At 51.2% G+C, this 20,538-nt stretch carries 20 protein-coding genes; 17 read left to right on the forward strand and 3 right to left on the reverse strand.

Annotated elements, in window-relative coordinates; genetic code table 11:
* The first annotated feature begins 93 nt into the window (after window positions 1-93).
* The 13 genes from thrR to yajC all read left to right on the forward strand — a co-directional run bounded on the left by thrR (window position 94) and on the right by yajC (window position 13,922).
* Window positions 94-531, forward strand: a complete 438-nt coding sequence (thrR, locus tag PXY01_RS10870) for a transcriptional regulator ThrR (protein ID WP_127570001.1) — start codon at window positions 94-96, stop codon at window positions 529-531.
* A gap of 26 nt (window positions 532-557) precedes the next feature.
* Window positions 558-1,844 (forward strand): homoserine dehydrogenase, encoded by a 1,287-nt coding sequence (locus PXY01_RS10875; protein ID WP_127569881.1) that lies wholly within the window; start codon window positions 558-560, stop codon window positions 1,842-1,844.
* Between the two features lie 99 nt (window positions 1,845-1,943).
* Window positions 1,944-2,915: a homoserine kinase gene (thrB, locus tag PXY01_RS10880; RefSeq protein WP_127569882.1), complete on the forward strand. Its 972-nt coding sequence runs from the start codon at window positions 1,944-1,946 to the stop codon at window positions 2,913-2,915.
* A complete protein-coding gene (gene pheA, locus PXY01_RS10885) occupies window positions 2,912-3,790 on the forward strand; it encodes a prephenate dehydratase (RefSeq protein ID WP_127570002.1) in 879 nt (292 codons plus the stop codon). The genes thrB and pheA overlap by 4 nt, the downstream gene beginning before the upstream one ends.
* A gap of 453 nt (window positions 3,791-4,243) precedes the next feature.
* Entirely contained in the window at window positions 4,244-6,034 is a 1,791-nt protein-coding gene (locus tag PXY01_RS10890) for a LysM peptidoglycan-binding domain-containing protein (protein WP_164744380.1), read from the forward strand.
* Between the two features lie 121 nt (window positions 6,035-6,155).
* Window positions 6,156-6,815, forward strand: a complete 660-nt coding sequence (locus tag PXY01_RS10895) for a BofC C-terminal domain-containing protein (RefSeq protein ID WP_127569884.1) — start codon at window positions 6,156-6,158, stop codon at window positions 6,813-6,815.
* A 152-nt stretch (window positions 6,816-6,967) separates the two neighbouring features.
* Complete coding sequence (gene ruvC, locus PXY01_RS10900; RefSeq protein ID WP_127569885.1) at window positions 6,968-7,471, forward strand: crossover junction endodeoxyribonuclease RuvC; 504 nt, start codon at window positions 6,968-6,970, stop codon at window positions 7,469-7,471.
* Window positions 7,468-8,103, forward strand: a complete 636-nt coding sequence (gene ruvA, locus PXY01_RS10905; RefSeq protein WP_127569886.1) for a Holliday junction branch migration protein RuvA — start codon at window positions 7,468-7,470, stop codon at window positions 8,101-8,103. The genes ruvC and ruvA overlap by 4 nt, the downstream gene beginning before the upstream one ends.
* A gap of 25 nt (window positions 8,104-8,128) precedes the next feature.
* The gene (gene ruvB / locus PXY01_RS10910; protein ID WP_127569887.1) at window positions 8,129-9,133 is read left to right on the forward strand and encodes a Holliday junction branch migration DNA helicase RuvB; all 1,005 of its coding nucleotides are present in this window, start codon (window positions 8,129-8,131) and stop codon (window positions 9,131-9,133) included.
* A gap of 57 nt (window positions 9,134-9,190) precedes the next feature.
* Window positions 9,191-11,287, forward strand: coding sequence for a SpoIID/LytB domain-containing protein (locus PXY01_RS10915; protein ID WP_246027871.1), 2,097 nt, complete (start codon window positions 9,191-9,193; stop codon window positions 11,285-11,287).
* A 36-nt stretch (window positions 11,288-11,323) separates the two neighbouring features.
* Entirely contained in the window at window positions 11,324-12,370 is a 1,047-nt protein-coding gene (queA, locus tag PXY01_RS10920; RefSeq protein ID WP_127569888.1) for a tRNA preQ1(34) S-adenosylmethionine ribosyltransferase-isomerase QueA, read from the forward strand.
* A gap of 39 nt (window positions 12,371-12,409) precedes the next feature.
* On the forward strand, window positions 12,410-13,543 hold the full coding sequence (gene tgt, locus PXY01_RS10925) for a tRNA guanosine(34) transglycosylase Tgt (RefSeq protein WP_127569889.1): 1,134 nt from the start codon (window positions 12,410-12,412) through the stop codon (window positions 13,541-13,543).
* Between the two features lie 16 nt (window positions 13,544-13,559).
* Window positions 13,560-13,922 carry a preprotein translocase subunit YajC gene (gene yajC, locus PXY01_RS10930; RefSeq protein ID WP_127569890.1) on the forward strand — a complete coding sequence of 121 codons (363 nt, stop codon included), beginning with the start codon at window positions 13,560-13,562 and terminating at the stop codon, window positions 13,920-13,922.
* Between the two features lie 47 nt (window positions 13,923-13,969).
* Here yajC and PXY01_RS10935 read toward each other — a convergent pair whose 3' ends face one another.
* Window positions 13,970-14,815, reverse strand: a complete 846-nt coding sequence (locus tag PXY01_RS10935; RefSeq protein ID WP_127569891.1) for a phosphatase PAP2 family protein — start codon at window positions 14,813-14,815, stop codon at window positions 13,970-13,972.
* Between the two features lie 83 nt (window positions 14,816-14,898).
* On the reverse strand, window positions 14,899-15,288 hold the full coding sequence (locus PXY01_RS10940; RefSeq protein ID WP_127569892.1) for a TIGR04086 family membrane protein: 390 nt from the start codon (window positions 15,286-15,288) through the stop codon (window positions 14,899-14,901).
* Between the two features lie 187 nt (window positions 15,289-15,475).
* Here PXY01_RS10940 and PXY01_RS10945 point away from each other — a divergent pair, with 187 nt between their 5' ends.
* Window positions 15,476-16,273 (forward strand): YetF domain-containing protein, encoded by a 798-nt coding sequence (locus PXY01_RS10945; protein WP_246027872.1) that lies wholly within the window; start codon window positions 15,476-15,478, stop codon window positions 16,271-16,273.
* 2 nt (window positions 16,274-16,275) lie between these two features.
* Here PXY01_RS10945 and spoVB read toward each other — a convergent pair whose 3' ends face one another.
* Complete coding sequence (spoVB, locus tag PXY01_RS10950) at window positions 16,276-17,850, reverse strand: stage V sporulation protein B (RefSeq protein WP_127569893.1); 1,575 nt, start codon at window positions 17,848-17,850, stop codon at window positions 16,276-16,278.
* A gap of 199 nt (window positions 17,851-18,049) precedes the next feature.
* Here spoVB and PXY01_RS10955 point away from each other — a divergent pair, with 199 nt between their 5' ends.
* The 3 genes from PXY01_RS10955 to secF all read left to right on the forward strand — a co-directional run bounded on the left by PXY01_RS10955 (window position 18,050) and on the right by secF (window position 20,531).
* The gene (locus PXY01_RS10955) at window positions 18,050-18,289 is read left to right on the forward strand and encodes a post-transcriptional regulator (RefSeq protein ID WP_127569894.1); all 240 of its coding nucleotides are present in this window, start codon (window positions 18,050-18,052) and stop codon (window positions 18,287-18,289) included.
* An 81-nt stretch (window positions 18,290-18,370) separates the two neighbouring features.
* Window positions 18,371-19,606: a protein translocase subunit SecD gene (gene secD / locus PXY01_RS10960; protein ID WP_127569895.1), complete on the forward strand. Its 1,236-nt coding sequence runs from the start codon at window positions 18,371-18,373 to the stop codon at window positions 19,604-19,606.
* Window positions 19,596-20,531: a protein translocase subunit SecF gene (gene secF / locus PXY01_RS10965; protein WP_127569896.1), complete on the forward strand. Its 936-nt coding sequence runs from the start codon at window positions 19,596-19,598 to the stop codon at window positions 20,529-20,531. Before secD ends, secF begins: the two co-directional genes overlap by 11 nt.
* The last annotated feature ends 7 nt before the right edge of the window (window positions 20,532-20,538 follow it).

Below are 20,538 nucleotides of genomic sequence, written 5' to 3' on the forward strand. Positions count from 1 at the left end.
TGTCCCTCTTTCTTTTTGCCTATTGCCGCATTCGTTGAAGTCGGGTATAATGTCCACTATAGATGAACAGTTGTCTTTCCTGGGAGGACGATGATGACAGAGGTTTATTATGTCGTCCGCGAGGACCTTCTGCCGGAAGCGATCATGAAGACGATTCAGGTGAAGGATATGTTGAAGCGGGGCGAAGCGGCAACGGTACATGAGGCGGTGGAACGAGTCGGACTTAGTCGAAGCGCGTTCTACAAATATAAGGATGGCGTATATCCGCTGAGTGAGCTGGATCGGGAACGGCTAGTGACGGTGTCGATGGATCTTGAGCACCGGGCGGGCATGCTGTCCAAGGTTCTTGGACTTGTGGCTGGATTGGAAGGTAATGTACTGACGATTAATCAGAGCATACCACTTCAAGGGCTTGCGAATGTCGTGCTGTCGGTCGATACTTCATTCATGACAGCAGAGCTGTCGGAGCTGCTTACGCGTCTTCGTCAGCTAGATGGCGTCCGGAAGGCGTCAATTATCGGGCAAGGATAAATTAATGGTTGATGGAGGATACATGCATGAAGCCAGTTAAAGTAGGATTGCTTGGTCTAGGAACGGTCGGAACGGGCGTTGTCCGTATTGTTGAAGGTCATCAGGAGGATCTGCAGAGTCAAGTGGGCTCCGCTATCGTAATTGAGAAGATTTTAGTCCAAAATAAATCCAAGCAGCGTGCGATCAGCATCGATTCGTCGAAGCTGACTGAGGATGCTTGGGAAATTATCCGTGATCCTGAAATCGACGTTATCGTCGAGGTAATGGGCGGAATCGGAGATACGAAAGCGTACATCCTAGAAGCGTTGAAGCTCGGTAAGCATGTCGTAACGGCGAATAAAGATTTGATGGCGCTGCACGGGCCGGAGATCATTGCGGCAGCTAAGGAGAATAAGTGTGACATTCTGTACGAAGCTAGCGTAGCGGGCGGCATTCCGATTATCCGCACGCTGATTGAAGGCTTCTCTTCGGACCGTATTACGAAAATTATGGGTATCGTCAATGGTACAACGAACTATATTCTGACGAAGATGAGTCAGGAAGGCGCCTCTTACGCAGGTGTGCTGAAGGAAGCGCAGCAACTCGGATATGCCGAAGCAGATCCCACTTCCGACGTGGAAGGGCTCGACGCTGCTCGCAAGATGACGATTCTATCGACGCTTGGTTTCCGTGCGAACGTAGCGCTGGAGGATGTGGACGTCAAAGGTATCTCATCTGTCAGCCAAGAAGATATTGCGTACGCGAAACGCCTTGGCTACGAAGTGAAGCTGCTTGGCATCGCGGAGCGCCAAGATGATTACATCAGCGTCAGCGTTCAGCCAACGATGGTGAAGCTGAGCCATCCTATCGCATCGGTCAATGGCGTGTTCAACGCTGTGTACGTTCACGGCGAAGCGGTAGGCGAGACGATGTTCTACGGCGCCGGGGCAGGCGAGTTGCCGACAGCAACGTCAGTCGTAGCCGATCTGGTGGCCGTCGTGAAAAACATGAAGCTCGGCGTTAACGGCCTGCAGGGCGTTACGGCATACAAAGAGAAGAAGCTGAAAACCGATGAGCAAATCTGCTCGAAATATTTCCTGCTTCTCCATGTAGAGGATCGTGCAGGCGTTCTGGCCCGCATTACGCAAGTGTTCGCAGAGCATGAAGTGAGCTTGCAATCGGTACTGCAGCAGCCGAACCCGGACAACCCTGAGGCGGAAATTATTGTTATTACGCATGATGCAAGCAAGGCTTCGATGAAGAAGGTACTCCATACTTTCGAATCGCTGGACGTCATTCGCCAAGTGAAGAGTGTTTATCGTGTCGAAGGCTAATGCCATACGAATCTATACTACCGGATTTATCGGGACCGGACGGCGCGATGATGCGGACGTCCGGTTCGACGTTTGAAATAGGCTGAAAAGAGGGGAATTATGAACGGATCACGTGTAATCGTTAAAGTGCCGGCCAGTACGGCCAATTTGGGACCGGGATTTGACGTACTCGGAATGGCGCTGTCTCTGTTCGCATGGATCGAGATGTCGGCTGCGAAGGAAACGAGTATTACTATGCACGGAGACCAAATGAAAGGCGTACCTGCAGATAAGACGAATTTGATCTATAAAGTAGCACAAATGGTATTTGAGGAAGCGGGCGTATCGGTGCCGGAGCTCGCCATTTCGATGTACAGTGACATTCCGCTTACACGCGGGCTTGGCAGCAGTGCATCGGCTATTGTCGGTGCGCTCGTTGCAGCGAATGCTCTAATCGGGTCGCCGTTGTCCGATGACCGGCTGTTTCAGCTCGCTACGAAGCTGGAAGGCCATCCCGACAACGTCGGCGCGTCGTTGTTCGGCGGCATTGTTGTCTCGTCATGGGACGGAGAACGCGCCGACCACGTACGTATCGAGCCGCATCCGTCGCTTGAGACGCTCGTAGCGGTACCGTCGTTCCAGCTGTCAACGGAGAAAGCGCGTCATGCTCTGCCGAAGACAGTCGATCTGAAGGATGCGGTGTTCAACATTGGACGAAGCTCGCTGCTCGTTGCTGCTCTTGGAGCGGGCAAGCTTGATTTGATTAGCAAAGCAATGCGTGATCGGCTTCATCAGCCATATCGTGCGGCGCTTATTCCGGGTATGACGACTATTCTGGAACAGGCTGTGGAGCACGGGGCGCTCGGCGCGGCGCTTAGCGGTGCAGGCCCGACGCTGATCAGCTTCGTGGACAGCGGCAGCAGCCGTAAGCAGGAGCTGGAGCGTTTCTTGAAGGATACGCTTGGACAAGAAGGCATTGAAGCAGAAACGTTATGGCTGAAGCCGTATCCGCATGGCGCACAATGGGAGCGGATTGCGGAAGAGGATCTAACGCCATTGATGAGCCGGATCGGAAGAGAGGCGACTGTATAATGAAGGTTGCCGTATTGACCAAAGGCTCTACATCGGACGAGGCAGCCCGTTATCTCCTCAAAGATGTTGAAGGTGTAGAGTTTGTCTATTACCAAATGATTGCGGACGTCTTTGCAAGTACGGTAGAGGGCAAGACGGACTTCAGCGTCATCCCGATTGAGAATACGATTGATGGCTCTGTGAGCCTCCATACCGAGATTTTAGTGAACGAGGTCGATCTGCCTATTCAGGCTGAATGGATATATCCTTCTGTACAAAATCTCGTCGGTCGACTATCGGAGCTCGATCGTTTGCCGGATACCGGTGAGCTTGATTACAGCCCGATCGTTAAAGTGATGAGTCACCCTGTTGCGATGGCGCAATGCCTGCAATTTATTCGTAATCATATGCCGAACGCGGAGCTGGAGCATGTCAGCTCGACGGCTGATGCGATACGTATCGTACGGGACAATCCAGGACGGGGCTGGGTGGCGATCGGCCAGAAAACGGCTGCTGCGAACAATGGCCTTGATATTTTGCAGGAATCGATAACGGATCATCATAACAATTTTACCCGTTTCTTGCTCGTCGGACCGAAGCCGCTTCAAGGCAAATTATCTGACAAGCATAAAACGACGATCATTGTGTCGCATCAAGAGGATTACCCGGGCGGCTTGCATCAAGTGTTATCGGCGCTCGCATGGCGCCGTATCAACATGTCGCGCATCGAGTCCCGTCCGACGAAGAAACGTCTAGGTACGTACTATTTTTTGATCGATATCGAAATGTCTATGGATTCGATTTTGCTGCAATCCGCGGTTGCAGAGATCGAAGCCATTGGATTTCAGGTGCGGTTGCTGGGGTCGTATCCGACTTTTACATACAAGCCTGAATGATAATGAATTAATGGTGGTTGGGTAGAGAACAATGTGTTTGTTTTCTGCCCAACCTTTTTTTGTTGAACTCGAGAAGTCTGCACCAAATACATAAAAAGTCGCGCAAGAAGCTCGTTGTGATCTGGAATGAAGGGAAAATTCCTGCACTTAGCGTACTAACTGGGCCATTTGTGGAATGCGAGTTGACCAAAGCATGCACGCAATGCAGGAATCGCGACAGTCGCATACTCATCTGTTGCGAAAGTATAAGCCCACACTCATGAGTTCAAATAAAAGGGGCGACTGTCTGTCGGTTTTATTGACTTTCGGCAGTCCATAATTTGGCCTGCAAATTTTTTTCGTCCGGTCGGGGACATTGGCCTACGTCCTGCATAGGATGTAATGATTGGCGGGCAGATGCCCTATAAGTGCTGCATCGCCTGCGATAAGACCGTGACAGGAGGTTTGCGGGGAGTGAAAATCCATATTGTCAAAAGAGGGGATACGTTGTATGCGATCGCGCAAAAATACGGCGTTACCCTCGAAGAAATTTTAAAGCTAAATCCGAGTATTACAAACCCCGATGTCATTGACGTAGGAATGAAGGTGAAGGTGCCTTCCTCTAAACATGGGTCTGGGGGCAGCAAGCATTCGGGAGGCGGAGCGATCATGCATCAGCATGTCGTGAAGCAGGGCGATACGTTATGGAAGCTGTCCAAAGCTTGGGGAGTTCCGCTGAACGATCTCATTAAAGCAAACCCTCAGCTTAAAAATCCGAATGTTCTGCTGACAGGCGACATCGTAAACATTCCAAAGGTGAATCAACATCATGTGCATGCTCAATTGAACCCTGTATCTTCAGGCGGCCACAATCCGTTTAAGCCTTCTTCGATCCTGAACACTGTGCAAGACTTGGCGGGTAAAATTCCTACCGGTATCCTCCCAGGGAAGAAACCGACGGGCAAAACGCCGACAGCGCCGATTGAAAAAACTCCAACAGCGCCAATTGGAAAGACACCGACAGCGCCGAAGGCGGAATCAGCAGAGCAGCCCCCAATAACGCTTCCGGCGCCGACTCCTGCACCGATACCTGCGCCGATCCCGGCCCCAATGCCTGCACCAGAAAAGCTCGTTGTTGAGAAGCCTCAGCCTTATCCTGTTCATGTGGAATATCATCAGCAGAATGTCCACCTGTTTCAGCAATGCGGTATTCCAGCTGTTGAAGCTGGTGCCATATACGGTGTTCCGCATATGCCAGAGCACATCTCGCCTGCTTCGACTGGCTATGGGTATGGTGAGTACGGTTATGGGTATGGCGATCAGCCTGCCGTAAGTCCGATTGCTGATACAGGTTATCATACGAGCTATGGAGCACCTGATGTTTCGCTGGCCAACGTTGGATCGGAGCATTATGGCTATGGAGCACCATCGTTCGTTTCGCCGGTGAATGCAGGGCCGGAGCATTATGGCTACGGAGTTCCGACGCAGGTATTGCCAGCGAACGTTGGGCCGGAGCATTATGGTTACGGAGCGCCATCGCAGGTGTCGCCCGTGAACGTTGGACCGGAGCATTATGGTTACGGAGCGCCATCGCAGGTGTCGCCAGCGAGCGTTGGGCCGGAGCATTATGGTTACGGAGCGCCATCGCAGGTGTCGCCCGTGAACGTTGGACCGGAGCAATACGGCTACGGCACACCGTCTGTCGTGTCGCCAGCCAGCGTCGGTCTGGAGCATTATGGCTATGGAGCACCGACCGTCTTACCTGCGAGTATTGGTCATGAGCAGCATGGATATGGTTCTCCATCGCTCGTCTCACCTGCTAATGTCGGTTCGGATTCTTACGGTTACGGCAATCCTGCGCTATCGCCAGCCGGCATAGAGCCGTTTGGTTACGGTATTCCAAGCGTATCGCCTGCAGGCATTAGCCCGGAGCAATATGGCTACGGCTCACCGACGGCTGTCGATCCATGGTCGACGGGTCAATCGACTTGGCCGTATGGCGCCTATCCGACATGGCCGGTGCAGCAAGCGGTATCTGACCAATCATGCGGCTGCGGCAGCCGGGACGAAGAAGATGCGCAGCTAAGCCAGTCGGATGCTGGAGTGGATACGGGACCGACGGTGAACACGGCGAATACGACGAACACGACGAACCCGGTGAGACGTAACCCGCCTCGCAAGCCGGTCAAAAAGGTGTCCGTACGCAGCGTTGTGCCGCGTCCACAGGTTCGCCGCCGCAGCAAGCCTTGGATTAATGATAGATAATAATGACACCTTCGAACAGCGCGGTCTTGCGGCCGTGCTGTTTGGTTTGGTATGAGCGGTGAATATTTCCCTTACATTGTGCCACACTAACGGAAAAAAGGGATGTAAGGGGTTATTCGCCATGAGGGCTCTTAGTCTATGGAAACAGCTCAAACGTAAGCTTCGCCGCAACGGACGCCCGGTATGGACGCTGGCTAGCATCATTGCTGCCGTTGGATATAGTTTGCTGGCAGGAGGGGACGGGCAGCATGCCCATGGAGCGTCTGACCTTACGCCAATTCAAGCGGAGGAGATTGCACAAGCGATTGATAAGGTTAATCGTCCCCTGAAGGTTCGCATTCACCGTACTTACTTGTGCGGAGAAGAATTCCGTTCGCTAGGCCTATTGTCCGTCGAGCGAGCCAAACGAGCCGCGCAAAGGCCGTCCGTGTCATTCGCTAGGCTTAACCAGCCGAAGAATGGAGTACCGCTTCTTGTTCTTGAGGAAAAAGTAAGCGATCTATCAGAAGCGTGCAAGCAGCATGCCGTATTCGGTTTGGACCGGGCAGGAAGACTTACTCTGTATGATGGTCCTCCCCGCAAAGAGAAGGTCGTCCGGACGTTCTATCAGCTCGACATCCGGGTGATGGAAAGCAGGCTGCCGAGGGAGGAGGTAAAGCGGTTAACAGATGGCATTCGCATTGAAGACAAAGAAACCTATTATAGTGTTCTGTCCTCGTTCAGCGATTTTGCGATCGATGCTTCGAGAGATGTTATGCTTCCTTCCCGCAGTAAGCGATAGAGATGCTGCATTAGCGGCGGCTCCATGATGGAGCGGCCGCTTGTTAGTTCGTGTTGTTAGCAGGATAAGAGAAACGCGTGTTCTCATGTGAACGAACTTTTGCTATAATGGAAGATAGCTTTCGTTAATAGGTTCGTAAGGAGAGGACGTCATTGCGCGTGCTTGGCATAGATCCCGGGATCGCGATCGCGGGATTCGGATTTATAGACAAGGATGGACACAAGCTCACGCCCGTGCAGTACGGTTCGATCGAGACCAAGGCGGGTACCCCGCAAGAAACGCGCCTGGTACAGATATACGAGTCTGCCGGAGCGCTCATGGATAAATATAAGCCGAACTCCGTCGCGGTAGAGAAGCTTTTTTTCAACCGCAACGTGACGACGGCTTTTGCTGTTGGTCAAGCTCGCGGCGTCATCATATTGGCTGCTGCCCAGCGGGGGCTTCCGGTTGCGGAGTATACCCCTTTGCAGGTGAAGCAGGCCGTAGTCGGCTATGGTAAGGCGGAGAAGCGGCAGGTGCAGGAGATGGTGCGTATGTTTCTTAAGCTTAGCGCCATACCGAAGCCGGACGATGTCGCGGATGCGCTGGCTGTTGCCATCTGTCATGCACACTCCGTTGTCTTGAATAACAGAATGAACGGGGTGCCGAAATTATGATTGATTATTTAAAAGGACCGGTCGTTCATTGGGAGACGGAATACATTGTAATGGATGTTCGGGACGTCGGCTATCGTATCTTTACACCGAACCCTTATTCGTTCGCCCGTTCCAGTGAACCAATTACTGTATACATTCATCATCATGTCCGGGAAGATGCGATTCAGCTGTTCGGCTTCTCAACTAGAGAAGAACAGACGATGTTCCGTAAGCTCCTCGAGGTTTCGGGTATTGGACCGCGTGTGGCGCTTGGCGTTCTTGCGGGAGGCAAGCCGGAATCGATCGTAGCGGCTATTCAGCAGGAGAACGTTAATTTTCTAACGAAGCTGCCTGGTATCGGGAAGAAAACGGCGCAGCGAATGATATTGGACTTAAAGGATAAGCTCGGCGATGCGCCATTGGCGTTCGGTGCCGATGCTTCCGCGTGGAACGACGCTGCTGCAGTCGGTGGAGCCTCGGGCGAGCAGGCAGCGGCCGGCGCTTGGCCGGAAGCGCGTGAAGCGCTCGGTGCGCTTGGTTATACTGCAGCGGAACTGGACAAAGCGTATGCTGGACTACGAGACACGATAACGCCGGAGGAGTCAATCGACTCACTGATGAAGCGTGCGCTGCAGCAGCTGTTCAAGGGGTAAGGGATGTATGAAAGGGGGATGAGGCATGGATGAACGATTAATATCCGCCAATTTAATGATGGAGGATCAGGCGGTTGAGCTGAGTCTCCGTCCCCGATATTTGGCCGAATATATCGGCCAGTCAAGTGTGAAGGATAATTTGAAAGTTTTTATAGAAGCGGCTAAGATGCGGAAGGAAGCGCTTGATCATGTGCTGCTGTACGGTCCACCGGGACTTGGCAAGACGACGCTCTCGAACATTATAGCCAATGAGCTTGGTGTTCATTTGCGAACGACCTCAGGTCCGGCGATCGAAAGACCGGGCGATCTTGCCGCACTGCTGACCAATCTGCAGGAAGGTGACGTCCTATTCATTGATGAGATTCACCGGTTGAACCGTTCGGTCGAGGAGGTACTGTATCCGGCGATGGAGGATTTCGCGCTGGATATTATGATCGGCAAGGGACCAAGCGCTCGGTCAGTCCGGCTCGATCTGCCACCGTTTACGCTTATCGGTGCGACGACGCGGGCAGGCTTGCTGTCTGCTCCACTTCGCGATCGGTTTGGCGTTGTCAGTAGATTGGAATATTATAAGACGGATGAGTTAGCGTTCATTATTTCTCGTGCATCTGACATTCTTGGCGTCACCATCGTCGGCGAGGCTGCGACAGAGATTGCGCTTCGTTCTCGCGGAACCCCGCGTATTGCGAACCGGCTGCTGAAGCGGGTACGCGATTTCGCTCAGGTACGTGGCGACGGTATTATTACGCACGAGCTGGCGCGTAATGCGCTTGAGCTGCTGCGCGTCGATCCGATGGGGCTTGATGCAATCGATCATAAGATGCTGAAAGCGATGATCGAGGGTTTCCGGGGAGGGCCGGTTGGTCTTGATACGATCGCGGCGACCATTGGTGAAGAAAGCCAAACGATCGAGGACGTGTACGAGCCTTATTTGATGCAGGTTGGCTTGCTGCAGCGAACGCCGCGCGGCCGAATTGCAACTCATCAGGCATACCGTCATTTAGGTATTCCGGTTCCTGGTGAATCGTAGATTCCGATTGCCTTTCCTATCGGATAACGGAATGGACAGAGGAGGTGGACTTCTAAAGTGGCAATTAATCGGGCGAAGTTGAAGAGAGGGGCGGTTGCTGCCGTGTTGACGGCAGCAATTGCGATATCCGTGTCGGTATGGACGGCACCGCCGTCAGAAGGGGCATCGGTTCCAAGGTTGGAGACGATACGCGTTGCTCTGTTTATAAATGTTCCAGGCAAGTACAGCCTCAAAACATCAGCAGCAACGTTCACAGCAAACGAGCTTCAGATCGGCATGCGGACGCCAGCTGCTATAGAGCCGTGGTTTACAGCAGGTAGTGATCCGATTCGAATTTCAATTGATGATTACAAAGCGAAATTAATTGAAACGACTACGTTTACTACAGCGCAGTCCATACAGAAGCGACTGAATGCGCTTGGCGGTTCAGCGGTTATCACTTCGCAGAGCAAGAGCGGCAAGACGGTTTTTGTCGTTGCGGAAGGCAGCTATAGTACAGCAGCTGAAGCCAAAACAGCACTTGATAAGTGGAGTACGGACGGCACAATCAGCTCGCTGCTTGGCAAGACGAAAGGCATCGTCATGGGACCGCTTCATCTTGAAAGCGGAAGATATGCCAGCGAATCGGAAGCAAGAAAAGTCGCGCTGCAATTCGCTTCGGCGGGGCTGGATGCCTATCCGGTGATTCGAAGCACTGGCGGCAAGACGGTATATAGCGTAATGGTCGGTTCAGCAGCAGATGCTGCAGCGTTGTCGGCAATCAAAGGCCAAGCGGCTAAGGTGAGCAGCTCGATTGCGCTTCATGAGGCGGATAGCTCATCGCCTTATTTGCTTATTCGTGACGATCATACCGTTACCGGCACTGCGAAGTCGTCGTATCGATCGTTTTCGTTCCCAGCGGGATCAGCCAAAGTATGGCTGTCGACGGATGGATCGAAGGGCATTTCGCTGAAGGAGCGTTCTGAGCAAACATATCGTGGAAGCTTCGAGGCGAGTGCTTATAACGGCAAGCTTGCTATAATTAATGAACTGCCATTCGAGCAGTATTTATATTCTGTTGTTCCATCAGAGATGCCGGCATCTTGGCCTGCTGAAGCGTTGAAATCACAGGCTGTCGCAGCTCGTTCATACGCGCTGTATCAAGGACTTGGCTTTGGTATTGCCCATGTGAACGATACAGAGCTTAGTCAAGTATATAAAGGAATCGGGGCCGAGAAGGAATCGACGACGAGTGCGGTGAAGGCTACGGAGGGGCAGGTTGCGCTCTATAACGGCAAGCCGATTGAAGCCTTGTTCTCGTCGAATGCAGGCGGTCAGACGGCTGACGCAACCGAAATATGGGGTAACGCAGTTTCCTATTTAAAGTCGGTGCCAAGCCCGGATCAGAGTGCAGAGAAAAATTTAAAGCGATGGTATAAGGTCGCCATACCTGCTGGAAGAACAGGGTACATACGGGAAGATCTACTCAAGGAGACAGGCAAAAAGAACCCGGTCGGCGCTGTAGTGATGGCTACGAATACGGACAATGTGAATGTTCGGTTAACGCCGGTCGTCGACGATAAACTAACGCCGATCGCTAAGCTGGCATCAGGGACAGAGGTCGTTGTACTCGGTAAGGTTGTGGAATCCAACACGATGTCTTGGGTGAAGGGACCTTATTCGGCAGAGGATATTATGAAATCGGCCGGTCTTTCCTCGCCGGTTCGTACACTGGAAGCGACATTCGGTCCGTCAGGACGGGTGATCGCGATGGAGGCTAATGGTTCGCCTTTGACGACGAAGTCGCCAATTAATTACCGAACGCTGATGGGTGGATTGCCGAGCACACGGTTTACGATCGATGAGACGGCAAGAGTTACGGTGCTAGGCGCTAACGGGGCAACGAGCGAGCGGCCGAATAGTCCATCAACGCTGTACATCCAGGGAGCGGCAGGAACGAGTCAAGCGTTGTCCTCCACTGATTTCTACATTGCAGACGGCGACGGTAATGTACGTGCTGCAACCCGTGATCCGCAATTTTATTTCAATGGATATGGTAATGGTCACGGCGTCGGTTTGTCCCAGTACGGCGCGCTCGGGCTGGCACAGCTTGGGTATGACTATGCTTACATCTTGAAATACTATTATAAAGATATTACGATCGAAGGGCAGTAAGGGACAGGCTCTATTAGATTAGTTAGGACGGACACAATGAATGTAGATTTATTTGATTTCGATTTGCCGGAGGAGTTAATCGCTCAGACGCCTTTAGCCGAGCGGACTGCATCGCGTCTGCTTATGCTGAACAAGGAGACGGGCGATATTCGGCACGGTACGTTTGTTGATATTGAGCAGCAGCTGGGCGAGAACGATCTGCTTATACTTAACGACACGCGCGTTATTCCGGCAAGGCTGTTCGGTATAAAGCCGGATACCGGAGCTAAGGTTGAGCTGCTGCTGCTCAAGGAGCTCGGCGACAACCGATGGGAGACGCTTGCGAAGCCGGCAAAGAGGTTGAAGGCTGGCTCGACACTTGCTTTCGGAAGCAAGGAGGATGGAAGTACGCTCTTGAAGGCGGTCGTCGAAGAAGAAGGCGAGCATGGAGCAAGAATCGTGCGCTTCGTGTACGAAGGGATCTTCCATGAGCTGCTAGATCAGCTGGGCGAGATGCCGCTTCCTCCTTATATTAAGGAGAAGCTGGAGGACCGTGAGCGTTATCAGACCGTCTATGCACGTCACGAAGGCTCGGCTGCCGCTCCGACGGCAGGGCTGCATTTCACGAAGGAGCTGCTTGAGAGGCTCCAGCGAAGAGGCGTAAAGATAGCGTATGTAACGCTGCATGTCGGGCTGGGTACGTTTCGGCCGATGAGCTCTGATACGGTCGAGGAGCATGTCATGCACAGTGAGTATTACGAAATTTCGGATACGACAGCAAAGCAAATCGTTGAAACCAAATCGAACGGAGGACGTATTATTGCGGTGGGCACAACATCTGCCCGCACACTGGAGAGCGTTGCCCGTCGGTTTGAAGGTAAACCCATTCAAGCTTGCAGCGGGTGGACAGACATTTTTATATACCCGGGCTACGATTTTCAGCTTGTAGATGCTTTGTTGACGAATTTTCACCTTCCGAAATCGACGCTCGTCATGCTTGTTAGTGCACTCGCCGGCAGGGAAGCGATTATGAAGGCGTATGCGGAAGCGGTTGAACGACGATATCGGTTTTTCAGCTTCGGTGACGCAATGTTTATCTATTAAGATCGATCGAATTCGATTGAGGAACGGAAGAGGGACAACGTGGCAGTTAAATACGAGTTGATTAAAGTGTGCAAGCAATCGGGCGCTCGTCTCGGACGGGTGCATACGCCGCATGGTGTAATTGACACGCCGACGTTCATGCCGGTAGGCACGCAGGCGACGGTCAAGACGATGAGCCCGGAAGAATTGAAATCGATGGATGCCCATATTATATTGAGCAATACGTACCATCTATTTATTCGCCCTGGGCACGAGATCGTTCGGCAAGCGGGCGGCTTGCATAAGTTTATGAATTGGGACAGGCCAATTCTGACGGACAGCGGCGGTTTCCAAGTGTTTAGTCTAGCGAACATGCGTAAGATTACCGAGGAAGGCGTAACATTCCGTTCGCATCTGAACGGGGACAAGCTGTTTATTTCCCCGGAAGTCGCGATGGAAATTCAGAACGCACTTGGTTCCGACATTATGATGGCATTCGATGAATGCCCGCCGTATCCGGCTGATTACGATTACGTGAAGCAATCGCTTGAACGGACGACACGCTGGGCTGAGAGATGCTTGAATGCACATGCCCGCAAGCATGACCAAGCGCTGTTTGCAATCGTTCAAGGCGGGATGTACGCCGATTTGCGCAAGCAAAGCGCGGAGCAATTGACCGCTATGGATTTCCCGGGTTATGCTATAGGTGGACTTAGCGTAGGTGAATCCAAGCCGCTCATGTATGAGATGCTCGATTGTACGGTGCCGCTTTTACCTGCGAACAAGCCACGTTATTTGATGGGCGTTGGTTCGCCCGATGCGCTGGTCGAAGGCGCTATTCGCGGCATCGATATGTTCGACTGCGTGCTGCCGACTCGAATAGCACGCAACGGCACGACGATGACAAGCGAAGGTCGTCTTGTCATCCGAAACGCTAAATTTGCAGATGATTTTGGACCATTGGATCCTGCCTGCGATTGCTACACATGCCGCAATTATTCACGCGCGTACATTCGTCATCTGATCAAAGCCGATGAAACATTCGGCATTCGACTGACGACGTACCATAATTTGCACTTCTTATTGCAGCTCATGAGGAATGTACGCCAAGCGATAATGGACGACCGGCTACTTGATTTCCGGGATGAGTTCTTCGCTCAGTACGGACTGAATGACAATGAGAGAGGATTCTAACAAAGGAGGTTACACAATGTATCTTGCAGAAGAAGCTGCTACCAGCGGAGGCAGTGGTATTTGGGGTTTGCTCCTGCCTTTCATTCTTATGTTCGCCGTATTCTATTTCTTGCTGCTGCGTCCGCAGCAGAAGAAAACGAAAGCGCGTAACGCGATGATGAACCAGCTTAAGAAAGGCGACAAAATTACGACGATCGGCGGTTTGCACGGTACGATCGTAGAGCTCAACAGCGATACAGTCGTTCTTCGTGTTAACGATACGGTTAAGATGACGTTCGAGCGCAGTGCGATCGGCAATGTTGTCTCCAGTGCACCTGCACCGGCTGAGAAGCCGGAGAAAGCAGATAAGCTGGAGAAATCGTTGGAGAAGACAGAATAGGACAGAGAACGAAAAACACACCGTTAGGTGTGTTTTTTCATATATTCCTATTTCAATTCTTCTGGTGCAAATGGGTGGGACGTGAGACGATCCGGAAAGCGGAATAGGTTCATTTGGGACAATTTGATTGCGAGGCAGGACGCGAATACGCCTAGTATTACTCCTCCGCACATGTCGATGAACCAATGAATTCCTAAGTAGAAGATCGAGAAAATGATCGCCGCTGCCATCATACAGGTCAAGGCTGCCCATTTCTTAATTCCGGAATAGACAGCTAGAATCGCGATCGTAACGGACATCGAAGTATGTAGACTTGGGAAGCAGTTGTTAAGTCCTGATAGTGCGCGGTACTGGGTCTCGAAATTAGGAAATACGTCCAGCATTAGAAAATCGACGTTCGGAGCGTACGCCCATACTTCATCAACCGGGAAGAACAGAAAGAACGGAATCGCAGCAAAATAGTTAATCATTACCGCATAGCAAGTTGCATAGTACAGCTGCTTCGATTTGTTCTTGTACGAATAGATAAATATCGAAGCAATTAACATCGCCTGGAACACGACGATATAGAGAAAAGAAAGCACAGCGGTTAACATAGCGTTCTGAAACGTGTGCTGCAGGTTCGCGACGAAGTCTCCTTCAATGGAATGGAACCATCGGGTGAAGTTGATGTTGTACTCCATACTTCTTTCGAGCTTCATTTCGTTCTTGTTCAGCACGAGTATGGCTAGCATGGCAATGAAGTGGAACATGTATCGCGGGGAAGAAGTTAGACTTATTATAAATTCAATGCCCGCAGCGAATGGATTACCAGCGATGCTGAATGCAATCAGTACAATAACGGCAACTGTTGTATACAGCGCCACAGTTCCCATATTGTCGAACAAAACCATTAAAGAACCCCCTATGTAGTTCATGATGTCCTGAGCGACTGTATTCGTATACATCAATTAGGGGGAAGAACACGATGAAGCCATTATTTTTTCATATTCACTCCGATCATGCCTCCGATGGCGCCAGCTGGAATAACAATGGCAAGCATTTTCCAAGTATGAGCAGATAAGCCCGCGTTAATCGAGAGAAAGCCGATCAAAATGATTAGCAGCGAATAGATAATGCCGAGTGCTCCGCCGTAATACCAGCCTTTGCGGCCAGAGCGCTTGCCTGAGGAGAATCCTCCAGCGAGTGAGGAACAACCATGAACCGTCAAGGCGTACATCGGGAGCGACGATTCCTGCATGCTGCCGAAACGGAGAAACAGCGAAAGTAGCAGTGCGCCTGCCGCTAGCCAAATGCACGCTGTGATGGCGCCGGCAAGAGTTGGTGAAGAAACACTGACCTTCGATACATTTTTGATAGGATTCACGACCGAACCAACCTCCCATTTCCATCGTACGGATCGATAATTGGACTTACTTTCACTTTATGGCTCAGGAAGTCCGTTTAGTACAAGCGTGGCAATAATTCGAAACAATTCGGCCGCATGACGGCACGCAGTGCAGGTGACAATACCGAGTACAAGATGGACGCAGGAAAAGGAGGTCGATTTAGGCGTGGAAGCAGCTGAGTTCGGAAGTCTGTTTATTCGAACGGTTCTGATTTACCTCGTCGTCTTCTTGGTCATGCGCTTTATGGGTAAAAGAGAAATTGGCAAAATGTCGGTGCTTGATCTTATCATCTCGTTCATGATCGCTGAAATTGCGGTCATCGTTATTGAGGATACGAGTCGTTCCATGTGGCATGGCGTCTTCCCGATGGCGTTGTTAATGGTCATTCAGATCATTATCTCGTTCATCGCGATGAAGAACCGAAAGATCCGGCTGTTGTTCGATGGCAAACCGAGTATTATTGTTCAGAACGGCAAGTTGAATCGGAGTGTAATGAGAAAGGGCCGTTATAATTTGGACGATCTGATGCTGCAGCTTAGGGAAAACGGCGTCAGCACGGTAGGGGATGTCGATTTCGCGATATTGGAGACAAGCGGCAAGCTGTCGGTTATTAAAAAAGAAAAGGAACATGTGCACCGTACGGCGGAGCCTTCGAAAGGTTTCGGAAGGCTCGATACAAGGCTTATGCAATTCGAAACGGCATCCCCGCTCGGGATGGTGACTAAGCAGGAAGAGCGCAAGTCCGATCTATTTCCGCAAAAGTACCGGTTTGAGATGCTTCCAGTACCGCTTATCATGGATGGCAAGGTTCAGGACGAGAACCTGAAGAAGATGGAAAAAACAAGATTTTGGCTCAAAAATGAGCTGCAAAAATATGGGGTTACCGATTTTAAGGACGTGTTCCTGTGTACGATCGATCATCGTGGAAGATGGTATGTCGATGGAAAACGGATCAAAAAATGAGCTTAAGACTTAAACCATTTACCGATAAGCGGCACCCGGACCATATCCGAACGGTCAATGATTCCCGTCATGACCATGATGACAGTGTAGAGCAATACGCCTCCCAAGGCAGCAACCATCAAATTAAGCGCCTCATGCGGCAGCCAAGCGCTTCTCATTAACCATAGAGCGAAAGCGCTCATGATCGTCATCGCAGCAGCTACCTTGACGAGGTCTAACAATTTCATCCGGTATCCAATGAGCCTTGAGACGCTCCAGCCGTGCAATACGGTGACGATCACGATATTGAGACAAATCGCGATCGCCGCGCCGTAAATTCCAAGCTCAGGCTTCGAGGCCAGCTGCAAAATGAGAACGAGCTTAACAATTGCACCTATAAATGTATTCATAAGGGCGGTGCCCGGCTTATCGAGCGCTTGAAGCGCTGCTTGGAACGGCCCTTGCAGATAGAGAAATAGTCCGAAAGGCGCAATGAGCCTTAGCATTGGCGCTATATCGGGATGATGATATATTATCCGGCAAAGCGGCTCAGCGAACAGGGTCATGACGACGACGAACGGGGCGCCGGTGACGAGTGATAATCTAAGCGATTGATGAATTCGTTTCTGAATGAGCGGCCAATCCCCGCGAGCAGCAGCTTCGGCTAAGGAAGGAATAAGCGAAACGGATAACGAGTAGGTTAACGCGGAAGGGAGCAGCACTAACGGGACGACCATTCCTTGAAGGGCACCATACTGGGAGGTTGCTGCTCCAACGGCGATGCCGGCAATCGCAAGACTGCGGTTCGTAAAGATCGTCTCGAGCAGATACGACATGGACCCGACCATTCTGCTTCCCGTTACCGGAATGGACAATCGCAGCAGCCGGCGTGTAACTGGTGCGTGACGTTTGGTCGAAGGCTGATGGGATGGAGGGTACGAATCGACCGTTTGCTTGGATTGCAGCCTGCGATCCTTGTAATAATGGTACAGCGTAACGCCTAGACCGGCGATTTCGCCTGCCACCGTTCCGAGCATTGCGCCGGCTGCCGCCCATTCTAAGCCGTATGGCAGCAGTAACGCGGCCAGCATGAGCTGGAAAACGATACGGATGACCGTCTCCGTCACCTGGGAAACGGCGGTTGGTATCATATTTTGCTTGCCTTGGAAGTATGCGCGATAGACAGACGAAATACCGATGATAATTACGAGCGGCGTCATACATAAGAACGTTTGATAGACCCGGGCATCGGGCAAAATACGAGTCGATATCATCGGCGCGAACAACACAAGCAGCACGGTCAACCCAAGCGCGAGCGAGAGGGTTAGTGCCATGGCAGCCCTGAAGATTTGCTTGACTCTGCGCGAATCGCCGAGCGATTCTGCTTCGGCAATCCATTTGGAGACAGCTAGAGGAATGCCTCCGATGACGATTGTCAGCATCACCGATAGAAACGGATAGCCGAGCTGATAAATGCCGACGCCTTCAGCGCCGATGATGCGCGGCAGAGCAATTCTCGGCACGAAGCCGAGCAGTCGGTTCACGACGCCCGCGATCAGCAGAATCATAGCGCCCTTCATAAATGATTGTTTCGTCACATTCTTCCCTCTCTTCATGAACAAGCTCCATACACCATCCATATGCGGACAAGTGAAGGCGCATGTCCAAAGTAGAGTAGCGAAGTGCGACTGTTTTTTCAAAATTTCCCGGCAGGATTTCGATATTGCCAAGGCGAATTAACATAAATGTTGCCCAAAGCATGATTGAAAGGATGGCAATGGAAAGGAAGTGCGGGCGATGGTGGAAGAAGAGTTTGAACGAGTGGTGCAAACGTTGTGCGAAAGTAAGGCGGAAGAATTTCGGCTTATCGGATACGAGCATGTTGAGGCGGAAGAAATATGGTCTTGTGTGAGCAGCAAGTATCATAAGAGCGGTCAACCGGCGCTGCATACAATCGTGAATGACATTTTATCACTCAAGGTCACAACCTTCATGAATCAGCTGACGTTGAATGCGTATCGAGGCAGCCGTTTCTGACGAGAAACGGCATTTTTTTGACTGCATTTTGCCCACTCGGTATAATAGGACTATTGTGAATATAAGGGGGATCATCGGGTTATGAAAGGAAGCAGCAGGTTTATTGCCTTCCTGGGTATTATCGTCATTATGGCCGGCGTATTCGCTTGGACAACCCCGGGATTGGTCAACGATGTTAGGCTAGGCTTGGATTTGAAGGGCGGCTTCGAGGTGCTGTATGAAGCTTCGCCTATTGAAGGTGGAGAGAAGGTAACGCCTTCGTCTTTGAAAGAAACAAGCAAGAGCTTGGAGAAACGGATCGACGCACAAGGCATCGCCGAACCAGAGATTACGACTGAGGGCAGCAACCGAATTCGTGTTAAGCTGGCCGGTGTAACGAATGAAGAAGAAGTTCGTAATATGCTGAAGAAGCCGGTCAACCTGACGTTCCGTGATCCTGACGGCAATGTCGTGCTCAACGGCACCGACTTCGTACAGAATGGTGCAGGCCTGCAGCGTGATGAGTTCGGTAATCCAATCATCACCATTAAGCTGAAGGATGCGAAGAAGTTCGAGGATGTGACGACGAAGCTGACGGGCAAGACGATGGCGATTTATCTCGATGAAGAGCTGCTGTCCGCTCCGATGGTTAATTACCCAATCAGCGGCGGCACGGCGCAAATTAGCGGCAGCTATACGACTGAGGAAGCAACCAAGCTGAAGGATACGATCAACCTTGGCGCACTTCCGCTGAAGCTGACGGAGAAGTATACGCAAAGCGTCGGCGCAAAGCTCGGTCAGCAGTCGCTGCACCAGACGGTCGAAGCCGGTGCGATCGGCTCCGCCATCATTCTGATTCTGCTTATCACATTGTTTCGTATTCCAGGCGTTGTGGCAGGCATTACGGTTGTGTCGTATATATGGCTGCTATTGCTTGTATTCAATCTCATGAACGCAACGCTTACACTGCCAGGCATCGCGGCATTCGTGCTTGGTGTCGGGATGGCAGTTGACGCGAACATCATTATGTACGAACGGATTAAAGAGGAGATTCGCAGCGGCAAGAGCTTGCTGTCTTCGCTTAAGGCGGGTTCGAAGAACTCTCTGCGTACGATTATGGATGCGAATATTACGAACATTATCGCCAGCGTTGTTCTGTATGTCATCGGCAACGGCGCGATTCGCGGCTTTGCGCTGACGATGATCTTCAGTATTCTTGTTAGTATCCTTACGAATATTTTCTTCTCCCGTTTCCTTATTCATCTGCTCATTAAGAGCAATATGTTTAAGAAACCAAGCTATTATGGCGTGAAGGAGGCGGAGATCCGTGCACTATAACGAACGATTCCATACGAAAATCCGCTTTGATTTTATTAAGCACCAGAAGAAATTTTTCATTGCGTCAGCCCTTCTTGTCGTCATCGGCATTATTTCGCTGTTCGCAGTTCAATTGAATCTTGGCGTTGACTTTAAAGCTGGTACCCATATGGACCTTGAAGTCGGAGCAGCTATTACGAAAGAGCAGGCAGCGGAGACGCTTGATAAGCTCGGCTATGACAACATCGAGCTTACGCTCGGCGGTGCAAGCAATCAGCGCGTATCCGTCCGTTTCGACGAAGTGCTTGAGCAGACACAAGTATCCGAAATTTTGAAGACGTTCAGAGAGCAGTTCGGCGATCAAGTGACCGAAGAAGTAAACGTCGTATCGCCGGATATGGCACGAGAACTCGGAGTCAAGACGATCTATGCGGTTATTATCGCTAGTATCGCGATTATGATCTATGTCATGATTCGCTTCGAATGGAGATTTGCACTTGCTGCGAACATCGCGATTCTATATGACGCCTTCGTAGTCGTAGCGTTGTTCTCGATTTTTCGTCTAGAAGTAAATCTTCCGTTTATTGCGGCGGTGTTGACGACGATCGGTTACTCGATCAACGACAAAATCGTTATTTTCGACCGAATCCGTGAAAACCTGCGGTTCAGTAAGCAGAAGAATAAAGAGCAGTTGGCTGAGCTCGTCAATGCGAGTCTGTGGCAGACGATGGCACGTAACATCTATACCGTTCTTACTGTATTGATTGTTGCAGTGAGCTTATATCTGTTCGGCAGCGAATCGATCAAGCTGTTCGCACTTGCGAAAATTATCGGTCTTGCGAGCGGTGCTTACTCTTCCGTCTGTATCGCAAGCCCGCTATGGCTCATCCTGCGCGGCGATAAACCAAAACCGAGTAAGACGGCAAAAGCACCGGTCGCTTCGTAAGAGGAGG

The organism is Paenibacillus xylaniclasticus, from assembly GCF_004001065.1.
Lineage (GTDB): Bacteria > Bacillota > Bacilli > Paenibacillales > Paenibacillaceae > Paenibacillus_T > Paenibacillus_T xylaniclasticus.